Raw genomic sequence first — 13,409 nt, forward strand, 5'->3', positions numbered from 1 at the left:
CCCCCCCCCCCCCCCCCCCCCCCCCCCCCCCCCGGCCGTCTCCAGGGCCGTGCCTTCGGCCGAGTAGGCGAGCCGCACGCCGTAGCGCGAACCGTCGCCCAGCGCCGCTTCGATCCGCTCGCCGAGCCAGGCGTGGTTGATGACGATGTCCGTGAGGCCGGCGCGCGCGAGCGCCTCGATCTGCCAGACGATCAGCGGCTTGCCGCCCGCGGGCAGCAGCGGCTTGGGGCAGGTATCGGTCAGCGGCCGCATGCGGTCGCCGCGGCCGGCTGCGAAAATCATGGCTTTCATCTTGGAATCCTTGTTGGAATCCTGGTTGGGACCCTGCCTGGATGGGTTACCGCAGCATTTCCAGCCCGATCAGCGCGGCCATCCCGGCCACGATCGTCCAGGCGACGCTACGGGTGCGGGCGGCCACGACCACGGCCACGATGCCCGCGACCAGCCGCGCGTTCTGCGGGCTCAGGAACAGCTGGCCGTCGCGCATCAGCAGATCGGGGGCGATCAGCGCGGACAGCATCGCGGCCGGCACGAACTGCAGCGCCGTGCGGAACCACGCGGGCAGCCGCACGCGGCCCTCGACCGCGATGAACGAGAGGCGGATCAGGAAGGTGGCGGCGCCCGCCGCGAGAAAGACCGCGAACAGGGTGAGGGGGCTCATCGTGGCGGCGCTCATGCCGCGGTCTCCTGCTCGCGATGGCGCGAGCGATGCAACAACACCATGCCCGCGGCAATGCCCCCGAGCGCCGCGACCATGATGCCGAGCTTGTGCGGCATGCCGTAGCACGCCACCGCGAGACCGCTCGCCACGACCGCCGCGGCCAGCTGCGCGCGATGCTTGAGGTTCGGCACGATGATCGCGATAAACGTCAGCGGCAGGAAGAAATCGAGTGGCCAGTCGCGCGGGATCTGCGCGCCCACGAGCACGCCGGCCAGCGTCGAGACCTGCCAGCAGCTCCACAGCGAAACGCCGGCGCCGAAGAAGAACCAGTGGCGGTTGCGCATGCGCTCGCCGGTATCGGTCAGGCGCCGTGTCATCGCCGCGAACGCTTCATCGGTGAGCAGGTACGCGATCAGCGCCTTCCAGCGGCGCGGCAGATGCGCGAGCGCGGGGGCCATGGTGGCGGAATAGAGCGCGTGGCGCAGGTTCACCATCGCGACCGTGAAGACCACGATCAGCGCCGGCGTGCCGGCCGACCACAGCTGCGTGAGGATCATCTGCGAGGCGCCGCCGAACACGGTGGCGCTCATCGCGCAGGCGAGCCACGCCGGCATGCCCGCGTTGACGGCGAGCACGCCGTAGATCAGGCCGAACGGCGCCACGCCGAGCAGCATCGGCAGCAGCGCGCGCACGCCGGCCCACCACTCGTCGCGGGGACGCAATGGCGGCGCGGCCGGTGTCGGAGACGCTGGCACGGCGCTCAGAACGTATAGCCCGCGGGCCGCTCGGTGCCTTCCAGCGCGTCGAGCAGGCGCAGCAGCTTGCGCAGTTCGGTGTAGCGGCCGGCGACGCTGCGCGTGTACTTGAGCACCAGCGGCAGGTTGGCGAGGTAGCCGTCCTTGCCGTCGCGGTGGTACAGGCGCGCGAAGATGCCGAGCACCTTCAGATGGCGCTGCAGGCCCATCCACTCGAAGTCGCGGTAGAACGCGCCGAAATCGGGGTTCACGGGCAGTCCTGCCGCGCGCGCGCGTTCCCAGTAGCGGATCAGCCAGTCCAGCTGCCGCTCTTCTTCCCACTCGATATAGGCGTCGCGCCAGAGCGAGACGGCGTCGTAGGTGATCGGCCCGATCACGGCGTCCTGGAAGTCCAGGATGCCCGGATTGGCGCCCTCGGGCATCACCATCAGGTTTCGCGAGTGATAGTCGCGATGCACGTACACCTGCGGCTGCGCGAGGTTGTTCGCGATGATCGCATCCGTGACCTCGCGCAGATCCGCCTGTTGCGCGTCGGTCAGCGTCGCGCCGAGGTGGCGCGCCACGTACCACTCCGGGAACAGGTCGAGCTCGCGCTGCAGCAGCGCGCGGTCGTAGGCCGGCAGTTCGCCGGCGCGCGTGGCGGCCTGGATCTTCACGAGCGCGGCCGCGGCGTCGCCGTACAGGCCGGGCGCCGTCGCGTCGTCGAGCTTCGACAGGTAGGTCTGGCTGCCGAGGTCGGCCAGCAGCAGGAAGCCCTGGCCGAGATCCTGCGCGAGCACGGTCGGCACGGTCACGCCCGCGTCGCCGAATAGCGCGGCCACGTGGATGAACGGCCGGCAGTCCTCGTGCGCGGGCGGCGCGTCCATGACGATCGTGGTCGGGTGGTCCGGGTGCGCGGTGCGCACGCGGAAATAGCGCCGGAAGCTGGCGTCGGCGGACGCGGGGGCGCAGGAATCGGGGTCGATCTGCCAGGCGGCGCCGAGTCCGGCCACCCAGGATTTCAGTTGGGCGAGACGCGGATCGTGGCCCGGCTCATGAGAAAGTGCTGCCATGCCGGAAAGGGTGAATAGGTTGGCCCGTATAATACCCGACCAAACCCGGGTGCCGGGTGGCCTCCGGGAGGGGCCACCGTTGCCTGGCAGCCTGCTCCGGCAAGGGTTGGCGGGCGTTGTGGCCTCCTTCTGGCGGACCGCAGTGCTGCCCGCCGCCCGGTTGAACGACCACCGCTCGCATGACCGAACAACGACGAACACCGAACCAGACGGCCACTCGAACGCGCCCGCGCCTTGCCGGCGAGCCACACCACCCGCGCCAGCATCCGCGCCGGGGGGTGCCCGCCATCGCGCTGCGCCCGCTCGTGCTGGCCATGGCCGGGCTGTCGGTGAACGTGCATGCCCAGTACGGTGCCGCCTCGACGATTCCGGACGTGCTGCCCGCGGAAAGCGTCACGCAGACGCCGCTGCCGCCGCCACCGCCGCCGCAGGCGGGCGAACTGGTGCCGCGCCTCTCGGAGCCCGCCGTGTCCACGGCCGCGCCCACGGGCGCCCAGAAGCAGAGCGGGCTCGGCTTTACGCCGCAGGCCAAGGTACCGCCCAACCCGAACGCCCCGGCGTTCGTCTCGGGCGACCGCATGACGGGCTACAGCGAGAAGGGCGTCACGCTCGAAGGCAACGCCGAGCTGCGCCGTGACGGCGCCGTGGTCAAGGGCGACAAGCTGACCTACGACCAGGACACCGACGAGGCGCACGTGCAGGGCAACGCGCGGCTGTCGAAGAACGGCACGGTGGCCGTCGGTCCCGAAGCGAAAATGCGCATCGAGGCCAACGAGGGCTACATGCTCTCGCCCGACTACTATTTCCAGCAGACCGGCGGCGGGGGCCAGGCCGAGCGGATCGACTTCCTCGACCCGGACCGCAGCACGATCAAGCACGCCACCTACACGACCTGCTCGCCCGACAACGCCGACTGGTACTTCAGCGCGAGCAAGATCGACCTCGACAGCGACCGCGAGGTGGGGGTGGCGTATGGCGGCATCCTGCATTTCTTCGGCGTGCCGATCGCGGGCGCGCCCGCGTTCTCGTTTCCGCTGAACGACGAGCGCCGCAGCGGCTTCCTGCCGCCGCTGTTCGGCTACAGCTCGCGCTCGGGCTTCGACCTGACCGCGCCGTATTACTTCAACCTCGCGCCGAACCGGGACCTGACGCTGTACCCGCGTATCCTGTCGTCGCGTGGCGTGCAGCTGGGCGGAGACTTCCGCTACCTCGGCGACGGCTATAGCGGCCGTATCCGGGCCGATATCCTGCCGGACGACCAGAAGGCCGACCGCAACCGGTGGTCGTACTCGATCCAGCATACGCAGCGGCTTGCGCCGGGGTTGAGCGCCTACGCCAATGTCAGCAAGGTCTCGGACGACCAGTTCCCGGACGATCTGACGCGGACCGTTGCGCAGTCGACGCTGCGCCAGTACACGCAGGAAGGCGGGGTCGTCTACAACTGGCAGGATTTCACGGTGCTGGCGCGCGTGCAGAAGTTCCAGACGCTGTCGCCGAGCGAACCGTCGTACGAGCGCGAGCCGCAGATCAACGCGCGGTACAACAAGTACAACTTCGGCGGTTTCGACATCGCGGTCGAAGCCGATTACACGCGCTTCCGCATTCCGCTGTCGACGACCGGATTCCAGCAGCCCGAGGGCGAACGGGTATTCATCCAGCCGTCGATCAGCTACCCGATCGTCCGCGCGGGCTGGTACGTCACGCCGAAGGTGATATTCAACGCCGCGCAGTACAACATGGATGCGGGCACGAACACCGTGGGGGCGTCGAACACGCTGAACCGGACGGTGCCCACGTTCAGCATCGACTCGGGCATGCAGTTCGACCGGGACGCGCCAGGGGTGAGCCGCCTGTTCGGGACCAAGTACACGCAGACCCTCGAGCCGCGGCTGTTCTATGTCTACACGCCGTTCCGCGACCAGAGCCAGTTTCCGCTGTTCGATACCGCGCAGTCAGACTTTGGCTATGGACAGATCTTTACCGAGAACTCGTTTACCGGTTACGACCGGATCGCCGACAACAACAAGCTGACGGCCGGCGTTACCACGCGCCTGATCGAGTCCGACACCGGTATCGAGCGCTTCCGCGGCACGATTGCGCAGCGTTTCGATTTCACGGGCCAGCGCGTCCAGATCTCCGGCACCGTGCAGGACACCAAGCCGAGCTATTCGGACCTGCTGGCCGCGACGACCGTCCAGCTGTTCCGGGGCTACTACCTCGATGCCGGAATCCAGTACAGTCCCGAAGACAACCGCGTAAATTATTCCAACGTGGCGTTCTCGTGGCGTCCGGAATCGCGGAAGCTGGTCAACTTTGGCTACCGCTACCGCCGGCCGACTTCCGTGACGGACAATACCGCGATCGACCAGATCGAGCTGTCGAGCCAGTGGCCGCTCACGCGCCGGACCTACGGGATCGGCCGCGTGGCGTTCGACAAGGAAGCCAACCAGCTCGTGGATGCGCTCGCCGGTATCGAATACGCCGCGGACTGCTGGGTGGGCCGGGTGGTTTACCAGCGGTTCCGCAACACCTCGGATGGCTACACCGGCCGGTTCTTCCTGCAGGTGGAGTTCCGCGGGCTGTCGAAGATCGGCTCCAATCCGCTGGATATGCTGCGCCTGAACGTGCCGGGCTACGAGCCCGTTACCGCACGGCCGGTGCCGACATCCCAGTACGATCACTATGAATGACGGACCAAGATGAAACGTCGAGTTTTTTCCGTGTTTTCCATGTTCACTTTCCAGCGTCAATCGTGGCAGCGCGTGCTGCTCGCCGCCGTGATCGCAACGATCGCGCTGCCGGCCGCGGCACAGTTGCGCGCCCCGGGGTCCTCGTCGCGCGCGACGGGTATCTTCCTGCCGCAGGCGGGGCAGGAGAGCGCGGTGGCGCCGAGCCAGCCGCAGATGGGCATTCCCCAGCCGCAGTCGGGCCAGAAGCGCTCGCAGCTCGTGGACGAAGTGGTGGCCATCGTGAACAACAGCGTGATCACGCGACGTGAACTGCTCGACCGCGCCGACGAGATCGAAAGCCAGCTGCGCGCCCAGCAGCGCGAGGTGCCGCCGCGCGCGGACCTGCTCGGCGAAGTGCTCGAGCGCCTGGTGATGGATCGCGTGCAGACGCAGGCCGCGCAGGACGCCGGCATTCGCGTCACGGATCAGGAAGTGGACCGCGCGATCGAGTCGGTGGCCCAGCAGAACCGCATGAGCGCCACCGAACTGCGCAGCCGCGTGGAAGCCACGGGCATGAGCTGGACCAAGTATCGCGACGAGCTGCGCAAGCAGGTGCAGGTGATTCGCCTGCGCGAGCGCGAGGTCGACTCCAAGGTGCAGGTCTACGACGGCGAGATCGACAACTACATCGCGGCCCGCAGCGGCCAGCCTAACGCGGCATCGGGCCCGGCCGAATTCAACGTCTCGCAGATCCTCGTGCGCGTGCCCGAGGATGCGTCGGAAGCGCAGAAGGCCGAGCTGAAGAAGAAGGCCGAAGGGCTGCTCAAGCAGGCCATGGACGGCGGCGACTTCGCCGAACTGGCCAAGTCGAACTCGGAGGCGCCCGAAGCGTCGCAGGGCGGTAGCCTCGGCTTCCGCGAGATCGGCCGCCTCCCGGCACTGTTCGCGAACGCGGTGGTGGATCTGCAGCCTGGCGCGGTGGCGCCGCAGGTCGTGGAAAGCGCCAACGGCTTCCACGTGATCAAGCTCACGGCCAAGCGGACCGCGCCGAGCGCGTCGTCCCCGCAGGCGGCGGACCGCATCACGCAGACGCAGGTGCGCCATATCCTGATCCGCACGGGTCCGAACATGCCCGAGGCCGAAGCGAAGCGCCAGTTGCAGGGCCTGCGCGACCGCATCACGCACGGCGGCGATTTCGCCGATGTGGCCAAGCGCTACTCGCAGGACGGTTCCGCGTCGAACGGCGGCGATCTCGGCTGGGTGTCGCCCGGCGAGCTCGTGCCCGAGTTCGAGCAGGCCATGAATCGTCTGCGCCCGAACGAGATCTCCGAGCCCGTGGTCACGCAGTTCGGCGTGCACCTGATCCAGGTGCTGAACCGTCGCGAGTCCGAGGTTTCGCCGGAGAAGCAGCGCGACTTCGCGCGCGCCGAAGTGCGCGAACAGAAGCTGCGCGTGGCGTATGACGACTGGGTCCGCCAGCTGCGCAGCGCGGCCTACGTCGAATACCGGATCAACCGCCAGCGCTGAGGCGCGGCCCAACCCGTCCATGCCCGAACCTCTCGCGCTAGCCATCTCCACCGGCGAACCCGCCGGCATCGGCCCCGACATCACGATCCGCGCGCTGCTGCAGATCGCGGGGGCGCACGGCGACGCGCGGGATGGGGGTGAGAGTGGCAGAAGCGGGAACCCCGAGATCCGTTATCACGTACTGGGCGATGCGCGCATGCTTGCCGCGCGCGCGGAGGCCCTCGGGGCCGGGCGCGCCTGGGCGCGCCGCCTCGCCGACGGCGACGTGGTCATCGAAGATATTCCGCTCGACGTGGACTGCGTGCCGGGGCAACTGGACGCGCGCAACGGCCGCTACGTGCTGTCGCTGCTCGATGCGGCCATCGATGGCCTGCTGCCGGGATCGGGCGGGGCGTCGGACAGCACGCGCTTTGCCGCGATGGTCACCGCGCCCGTGCAGAAAAGCACGATCAACGACGCGGGCGTGCCGTTCACGGGCCATACCGAATATCTGGCCGAGCGCGCGGGCGTGTCGCGCGTGGTGATGATGCTGGCCGGACCACAGCCCGCGCACGACAACGCGATGCTGCGCGTGGCGCTGGCGACCACGCATCTGCCGCTGCGCGCGGTGCCCGACGCGCTGTCCGTGCCGCTGCTGATGGAAACGCTTGCGATCGTCGACGGCGATCTGCGCCGGCGCTTCGGCATCGCGCGCCCGCGCATTCTCGTCACCGGCCTCAACCCGCACGCGGGCGAGAGCGGCCATATGGGCCGCGAGGAAATCGACATCATCGGGCCCGCGCTGACGCTGGCGCAGGACGCGGGCATCGACGCGCGCGGCCCGTATCCCGCCGACACGCTGTTCCAGCCTCGCCATCTTCAGGGCGCGGACTGCGTGCTCGCGATGTATCACGACCAGGGCCTCGCGCCCCTGAAATACGGCACGTTCGGTCACGGCATCAATGTGACCCTCGGCCTGCCATTCATTCGGACTTCGGTGGACCATGGCACCGCGCTCGACCTGGCCGCGAGCGGCCTCGCCGAGCACGGCAGCATGATCGAGGCCATTCGCTGCGCGGTGGAAATGTCGGGCCATGCCGAGGGCCACCACGCGAATGGCCGCCACACGAACGGGCGCGTGCCGCGCTGACGGACAGCCCACAGACACCATGCGTTCAAACGTTCATCAGGGCCACATTGCCCGCAAGCGATTCGGTCAGAACTTCCTCGTGGATGACGGCGTCATCCACGGCATCATCAACGCCATCGATCCGCAGCCGAACGACGTGCTCGTCGAAATCGGCCCGGGCCTCGGCGCGCTGACCAATCCGCTGCTCGAGCGCCTGCCGCGCATGCACGTGGTCGAGCTCGACCGCGACCTCGTCGAACGGCTCAACCGCCGCTACGGCACGCGCCTCGACGTCCACGCCGGCGATGCGCTGGCCTTCGACTTCGCGCGCCTGCAGGAGCCGGACCGTTCGCTGCGCATCGTCGGCAATCTGCCGTACAACATTTCCAGCCCGTTGCTGTTCCATCTGATGAGCTTCGCGGATCTCGTGCGCGACCAGCACTTCATGCTGCAGAAGGAAGTGGTCGAGCGCATGATCGCGGAGCCGGGCAGCAAGGCATTCGGCCGCCTGTCCATCATGCTGCAGGTGCGCTATCACATGGAGCACGTGCTGGACGTGCCGCCGGCTTCGTTCAATCCGCCGCCGAAGGTGGATTCCGCCGTCGTGCGCATGATTCCGTGGCCGCGCCTGCCCACCGGCGAGCTTCAGTCGCCGTATGCCGCGTGCGACACGAGCGTGCTCGGCGACGTGGTGGCCGCGGCGTTCTCGCAGCGCCGCAAGGTGCTGCGCAACACGTTGTCCTTCCTGCGCGACCAGGTCGATTTCGACGCGCTCGGCTTCGATCTCGGCCGCCGTGCCGAGGAGGTGCCGGTCGGCGAGTACGTCGATCTGGCGCGGCTCGTGAGCGCCGGCACCCAGGCCCGGCCGGCCCCCTGATTCCTACCGTATTTGTCTTGATTCATCTGTGACGCCATGACAGCCCAAACGAACATCGATACGCGTCCCGTCATCCTGACCGGCGACCGTCCCACCGGCCCGCTGCACCTCGGCCACTACGTCGGCTCGCTCAAGAGCCGCGTGTCGCTGCAGGACTCGCACAAGCAGTATCTGCTGCTGGCCGACACGCAGGCCATGACGGACAACGCGCACGATCCGGAGAAGGTCCGCCGCAACGTGCTCGAGGTCGCGCTCGACTACCTCGCGGTGGGCATCGACCCGGCCAAGACCACGATCACCGTGCAGTCGCACCTGCCCGCGCTGGCCGAGCTGACGCTGATGTACCTGAACTTCGTCACGGTCTCGCGCCTCGAGCGCAACCCGACGATCAAGGAAGAGATCCAGGCGCGCGGTTTCGGCCGCGATATCCCGGCGGGCTTCCTGTGCTACCCCGCCTCGCAGGCCGCGGACATCACGGGCTTCAAGGCCGTGCTCGTGCCCGTGGGCGAGGACCAGGCGCCGCTGATCGAGCAGACCAACGAGATCGTGCGCCGCATCAACCATCAGGTGGGCCGCGAGGTGCTGCCGGAGGCCGCCGCGCTGATCCCGAAGCACGGCCGTCTGCCCGGCGTCGATGGCAAGGCGAAGATGAGCAAGTCGCAGGGCAACGCGATTCCGCTCGGCGCGTCGCCGGAGCAGATCAAGGAAGCCGTGCACCGCATGTACACCGATCCGAACCACCTCAAGGTGTCGGATCCGGGGCAGGTGGAGGGCAACGTGGTGTTCACCTACCTCGACGCGTTCGATCCGAACGTCGAGGAAGTGGAAGCCCTGAAGGAACACTATCGCCGCGGCGGTCTGGGCGACATGGTGCTCAAGCGCCGGATCGAAGGCATCCTGCAGGAGATGCTGCGTCCGATCCGCGAGCGTCGCGAAGAACTCGCGAAGGATCCGGGCTATGTATTCGATATCCTGAAGAAGGGCACGGCCGAAGCGCGCGAACTGACCCAGCAGACGCTGGACGAAGTGCGCAGCGCGCTGGGCATGTTCTCGTTCTGACGGAGGCTCAGCCCCGGCGATTGACGAGCACGATGCCGCCGAGCACCAGCAGCGCCGATATGGCGAAGCGCACGCCGACGACGTCGTGCATCAGCACCACGCCGAACGTCACGCCGAACAACGGGGTGAGAAACGAGAACACCGCGAGCCGGGACGTCAGGTACTGGCGCAGCAGCCAGAACCACGCCAGATAGCTCGCGAACGCCACCAGCACGGACTGGTAGAACAGGCTCGCGAACACGAGCCCGTTGAATTGCACATCGATATGCTGGCCCGCCATCAGCGCCAGCGCCAGCAATGCCACGGCCGAGACGGCCAGCTGATACAGCAGCGTCTTGCTGGCCGGTGCGCTCGCCAGCGGGCTGGCACGCACGAGCAGCGTGGTGGCCGCCCATAGCGCGCCCGCAAGCACGCCGAGCCCATCCCCGATCAATGTGGAACCACCCTGCGTGGGCGACGTAGTCGCGCCCCCTATGCCGTTCCCTATGCCATCGGCGAACGCAATCACGATGCCCGCGAACGCGGCGATCACGCCCAGCCATTGCGCGGGCCGCAGCCGCTCGCCCGGCACCGTGAAATGCAGGCCGAGCGCGGTGAACACCGGCGCCGTATAGAGAAACACCGCCATGCGCGAGGCCGTGGTATGGCCCAGTCCGACGAAGATGCAGAGGAACTCGCCGCCGAACAGCAGCCCGGCGAGCAACCCCGCGGGCAGCGTGCCGTCACGCTGCCACAGCGGCTGGCGGCGCCACAGCGTGAAGCCGTAGACCAGCAGCGCCGCGATGGCCGAGCGCACGCCGGCCTGCATCACCGCACCCATCAGCGGTGCGGTGACCTTGATCACCACCTGTTGCAGGCCCCATGACGCGCACAGCAACAACATGAGACCCACGGCAATGGCGTCGAGCGGACGGCGGTCGAGGGCCTGCGCGGCAACGCTCATCGCGGGGCCGGTGCTTACGGACGGTTCGCGTCGCGCGTCGAATGACGCTCGATCAGTTCGATCTTGTAGCCGTCCGGATCTTCCACGAACGCGATCACGGTCGTGCCGCCCTTGACCGGGCCCGCTTCGCGCGTGACCTTGCCACCGGCCGCGCGGATGCGGTCGCAGGCCGCGGCGGCATTGTCGGTCTCCAGCGCGATATGGCCGTAGGCCGTGCCGAGGTCGTACTTGTCCACGCCGTAGTTGTAGGTCAGCTCGATCACCGCGCCTTCGCTCTCGGGACCGTAGCCGACGAAGGCCAGGCGGTACTTGTACTCGGGGTTGTCGCTTTCGCGCAGCAGCTGCATGCCGAGCACGCGCGTATAGAACTCGATCGAGCGCTGGTAATCGCCAACGCGGAGCATGGTGTGGAGGAGTCGCATGTGGGGTCCTTCTGTGGTTGTCTAGAACGTCGGTAACAACTCGGGGGGATGCGCGCGCAGCTGTGCGCGGGCATCGCGAAACTCGGGAAAGATCGATTCGACCGTTTCCCAGAACCGCGGGCCGTGGTTCATTTCCTTGAGGTGCGCGAGCTCATGCGCGGCCACGTAGTCGATCATCGACAGCGGAAAATGCATGAGGCGCCAGTTCAGGCGGATCTTGCCGTCGGCGGTGCAGCTGCCCCAGCGCGTGGCCGCGGACGTCAGCGCAAAACCGGTATGGCGCACGCCGAGCTTCTCCGCGTAGATATCGAGCCGCTCGGCCAGCAGGCGCCGTGCCTGATGCTGGAGCCAGCCCTGCACGCGATCCTTGATCTGTTGTTCGTCGGCATGCGCCGGTAACGCGAGATGCAGCACGCGCGTGGCCGCATCGAACTGCAGCGCGCCGAACGGCGAGTCAAGCTGCAGCGTGATCGGCTTGCCGAGGAACGGCAGGCTCGCGCCGTCGCGCCACTGCACGGTCGGTAACACACGGCGCGCTTCGCGATGGCGCCACTCGCCGAGCTTGGTAAAGATCCAGCGCTGCTTTTCGAGGATCGCCGATTCGATATCGACGAGCGTGACCCAGCGCGGCGCCGTGATGGACAGGCCGCGATCGTCGATCGTGAAGCCGATGGTCCGGCGCGCCGACCGCTTGAGCGTGTAATGCAGCGCGCGCTCGCCGATATGGAGCACACGGGCGTTGGGTTGCAGCGGCGGCCACGCGGGCGGTTCCGCGACGAGCGGCGCGGGCTCGGCCGCCAGCGCGGCGTCGCCGGGCGCCGCCGTGAACCGTTCGCCGGTCTCGACGGCATGGCCGGTCGTCCCGAACAGCAGCTCGAGCTGCGCGTCGGTGGTATCGGGGGCGGGCCGCAGCAGCTTCATGCGGGAGCCTTGTCCTGCGCGCCGCGCTCGCCGCGGTAGCTGTCCGCGTCGATGCGGCGCATCTCCGCCTCGACCCACGTCTGCACTTCGGTGTTGAGCTGGTCGGCCGTGCGGTTCGCGGAGCTGATGGCCGGGCCGATCGAGATCGTCACCGTGCCCGGATACTTGCGGAACGAATTGCGCGGCCAGACGCGGCCGGAGTTCACCGCCATCGGCAGGATCCATGCGCCCGTTTCCGCGGCGAGGCGCGCACCGCCGCTCTTGTAGCGCGGGTTCGCCATGCCGGAAGGCGTGCGCGTGCCCTCGGGGAACATGATGATCCATGCGCCCTCGGCAAGCCGCTCGCGGCCCTGGTTGGCCGCCTGCGCGAAGGCGCGCGAGCCGTCCTTGCGGTTGATATGGACCATCTTGAGCATGCCCAGCGCCCAGCCGAAGAACGGCACGAACAGCAGCTCGCGCTTGAACACGAAGCAGAGCGGCTTCGGCATCAGCGCCACGTAGGCGACGGTCTCCCACGCGGACTGGTGCTTCGACAGCAGCACCACGGGCTTGTCCAGCATCGTGCGCATGTGGTCCATGCCCTCGATGCGGTACTTGATGCCGCAGATGCCGCGCGCGGCCCAGATCACGAGCCGCGTCCAGCCCTGCACGAAGCGGAACCGGTTCGCGGCGTTCATGAACGGAAAGACGATAAAGCAGGCGCACGCGTACGGCGGCGTCAGGACCACCAGGTAGATGGCGAACAGCAGGGAACGAATGAAGATCATCGGGGTTGCGCGCGGGGAGCCTCGTTCGGAGGCTCGTGTGAGGGGGCCGGGGACTTGTGCGCCGATTGCGCACCGTCGCCGGTGACCAGCCAGCGCGCGAAGGCGGCCAGGTCGTCGTGGATGCGCGTGCCGGCAGGCAGGCCACCCTTGTCTTGCGTCTTCCGGCCCTTGCCGGTCAGCACGAGGTGCGGCACGCAGCCAACGGCCACGCCGGCCTCGAGGTCGCGCAGCGAGTCGCCGACCACGGGTACCGCGCGCAGCTCGATGCCGAAACGCTCGCCGATCTGCTCGAACATGCCGGGCTTCGGCTTGCGGCAGTCGCAGCCATCGGCGGCCGTATGGGGGCAGAAGAATACCGCCTCCACGCGCCCGCCGAGGCTGGCCAACGCCTTGTACATCTTCTCGTGCATCGCGTTGAGGGCGCTCATCTCGAACAGGCCACGGCCGATGCCCGACTGGTTGCTCGCGATCACGACGCGAAAGCCGGCCTGGTTCAGCGCGGCGATCGCTTCGAGGCTGCCGGGAATCGGCACCCATTCATCGGGCGTCTTGATGAACTGATCGCTGTCGAGGTTGACGACGCCATCGCGATCGAGGATGACGAAGCGGGGCGGTGTCTGTGGCATCTTGCGTGGCTTCCGTGTGTGA

Annotated in this window: 14 protein-coding genes; 5 read left to right on the top strand and 9 right to left on the bottom strand. The window is 68.0% G+C overall.

Annotated elements, in window-relative coordinates; all coding sequences use genetic code 11:
- The 4 genes from AAHB16_RS24835 to AAHB16_RS24850 form a co-directional block, all read right to left on the bottom strand.
- The coding region (locus tag AAHB16_RS24835) for a nucleotidyltransferase family protein (protein WP_342052252.1) at window positions 1-291 on the bottom strand (291 nt) is incomplete at its 3' end.
- A 46-nt stretch (window positions 292-337) separates the two neighbouring features.
- Entirely contained in the window at window positions 338-661 is a 324-nt protein-coding gene (locus tag AAHB16_RS24840; protein WP_150373883.1) for an AzlD domain-containing protein, read from the bottom strand.
- A gap of 11 nt (window positions 662-672) precedes the next feature.
- Window positions 673-1,335 carry an AzlC family ABC transporter permease gene (locus tag AAHB16_RS24845; protein ID WP_150373882.1) on the bottom strand — a complete coding sequence of 221 codons (663 nt, stop codon included), beginning with the start codon at window positions 1,333-1,335 and terminating at the stop codon, window positions 673-675.
- Between the two features lie 86 nt (window positions 1,336-1,421).
- Window positions 1,422-2,468, bottom strand: coding sequence for an aminoglycoside phosphotransferase family protein (locus AAHB16_RS24850; protein WP_342052253.1), 1,047 nt, complete (start codon window positions 2,466-2,468; stop codon window positions 1,422-1,424).
- Between the two features lie 179 nt (window positions 2,469-2,647).
- Here AAHB16_RS24850 and AAHB16_RS24855 point away from each other — a divergent pair, with 179 nt between their 5' ends.
- The 5 genes from AAHB16_RS24855 to trpS are packed head-to-tail and all read left to right on the top strand — an operon-like array spanning window position 2,648 to window position 9,708.
- Window positions 2,648-5,158: an LPS-assembly protein LptD gene (locus AAHB16_RS24855; protein ID WP_150372777.1), complete on the top strand. Its 2,511-nt coding sequence runs from the start codon at window positions 2,648-2,650 to the stop codon at window positions 5,156-5,158.
- A gap of 9 nt (window positions 5,159-5,167) precedes the next feature.
- A complete protein-coding gene (locus AAHB16_RS24860; RefSeq protein ID WP_342052254.1) occupies window positions 5,168-6,664 on the top strand; it encodes a peptidylprolyl isomerase in 1,497 nt (498 codons plus the stop codon).
- A gap of 19 nt (window positions 6,665-6,683) precedes the next feature.
- Window positions 6,684-7,793, top strand: a complete 1,110-nt coding sequence (gene pdxA / locus AAHB16_RS24865; RefSeq protein WP_342052255.1) for a 4-hydroxythreonine-4-phosphate dehydrogenase PdxA — start codon at window positions 6,684-6,686, stop codon at window positions 7,791-7,793.
- 19 nt (window positions 7,794-7,812) lie between these two features.
- A complete protein-coding gene (rsmA, locus tag AAHB16_RS24870) occupies window positions 7,813-8,649 on the top strand; it encodes a 16S rRNA (adenine(1518)-N(6)/adenine(1519)-N(6))-dimethyltransferase RsmA (RefSeq protein WP_342052256.1) in 837 nt (278 codons plus the stop codon).
- A gap of 36 nt (window positions 8,650-8,685) precedes the next feature.
- Complete coding sequence (gene trpS / locus AAHB16_RS24875) at window positions 8,686-9,708, top strand: tryptophan--tRNA ligase (protein WP_150372773.1); 1,023 nt, start codon at window positions 8,686-8,688, stop codon at window positions 9,706-9,708.
- Between the two features lie 7 nt (window positions 9,709-9,715).
- Here trpS and AAHB16_RS24880 read toward each other — a convergent pair whose 3' ends face one another.
- From AAHB16_RS24880 to gmhB, 5 genes are read right to left on the bottom strand one after another with little or no spacing between them, the layout of a single operon-like run.
- Entirely contained in the window at window positions 9,716-10,651 is a 936-nt protein-coding gene (locus AAHB16_RS24880; protein ID WP_150372772.1) for a DMT family transporter, read from the bottom strand.
- Between the two features lie 14 nt (window positions 10,652-10,665).
- Window positions 10,666-11,073, bottom strand: coding sequence for a lactoylglutathione lyase (gloA, locus tag AAHB16_RS24885; RefSeq protein ID WP_150372771.1), 408 nt, complete (start codon window positions 11,071-11,073; stop codon window positions 10,666-10,668).
- Between the two features lie 21 nt (window positions 11,074-11,094).
- The gene (locus AAHB16_RS24890; protein WP_150372770.1) at window positions 11,095-11,994 is read right to left on the bottom strand and encodes a M48 family metallopeptidase; all 900 of its coding nucleotides are present in this window, start codon (window positions 11,992-11,994) and stop codon (window positions 11,095-11,097) included.
- A complete protein-coding gene (locus tag AAHB16_RS24895) occupies window positions 11,991-12,761 on the bottom strand; it encodes a lysophospholipid acyltransferase family protein (protein ID WP_150372769.1) in 771 nt (256 codons plus the stop codon). Before AAHB16_RS24895 ends, AAHB16_RS24890 begins: the two co-directional genes overlap by 4 nt.
- Complete coding sequence (gene gmhB / locus AAHB16_RS24900) at window positions 12,758-13,387, bottom strand: D-glycero-beta-D-manno-heptose 1,7-bisphosphate 7-phosphatase (protein WP_342052257.1); 630 nt, start codon at window positions 13,385-13,387, stop codon at window positions 12,758-12,760. Before gmhB ends, AAHB16_RS24895 begins: the two co-directional genes overlap by 4 nt.
- Window positions 13,388-13,409: the final 22 nt, after the last annotated feature.

Origin of the sequence: Cupriavidus sp. OTU4054 (assembly GCF_038440175.1) — a bacterium.
GTDB lineage: Bacteria > Pseudomonadota > Gammaproteobacteria > Burkholderiales > Burkholderiaceae > Cupriavidus > Cupriavidus pauculus_D.

Coding starts and splice junctions, on each gene's coding strand:
- AAHB16_RS24855 (WP_150372777.1), top strand. CDS start 2,648: ATGACCGAACAACGACGAACACCGAACCAGACGGCCACTCGAACGCGC.
- rsmA (WP_342052256.1), top strand. CDS start 7,813: ATGCGTTCAAACGTTCATCAGGGCCACATTGCCCGCAAGCGATTCGGT.
- AAHB16_RS24880 (WP_150372772.1), bottom strand. CDS start 10,651: ATGAGCGTTGCCGCGCAGGCCCTCGACCGCCGTCCGCTCGACGCCATT.
- AAHB16_RS24840 (WP_150373883.1), bottom strand. CDS start 661: ATGAGCCCCCTCACCCTGTTCGCGGTCTTTCTCGCGGCGGGCGCCGCC.
- AAHB16_RS24895 (WP_150372769.1), bottom strand. CDS start 12,761: ATGATCTTCATTCGTTCCCTGCTGTTCGCCATCTACCTGGTGGTCCTG.
- trpS (WP_150372773.1), top strand. CDS start 8,686: ATGACAGCCCAAACGAACATCGATACGCGTCCCGTCATCCTGACCGGC.
- AAHB16_RS24860 (WP_342052254.1), top strand. CDS start 5,168: ATGAAACGTCGAGTTTTTTCCGTGTTTTCCATGTTCACTTTCCAGCGT.
- AAHB16_RS24890 (WP_150372770.1), bottom strand. CDS start 11,994: ATGAAGCTGCTGCGGCCCGCCCCCGATACCACCGACGCGCAGCTCGAG.
- gloA (WP_150372771.1), bottom strand. CDS start 11,073: ATGCGACTCCTCCACACCATGCTCCGCGTTGGCGATTACCAGCGCTCG.
- AAHB16_RS24850 (WP_342052253.1), bottom strand. CDS start 2,468: ATGGCAGCACTTTCTCATGAGCCGGGCCACGATCCGCGTCTCGCCCAA.
- pdxA (WP_342052255.1), top strand. CDS start 6,684: ATGCCCGAACCTCTCGCGCTAGCCATCTCCACCGGCGAACCCGCCGGC.
- AAHB16_RS24845 (WP_150373882.1), bottom strand. CDS start 1,335: ATGCTGCTCGGCGTGGCGCCGTTCGGCCTGATCTACGGCGTGCTCGCC.
- gmhB (WP_342052257.1), bottom strand. CDS start 13,387: ATGCCACAGACACCGCCCCGCTTCGTCATCCTCGATCGCGATGGCGTC.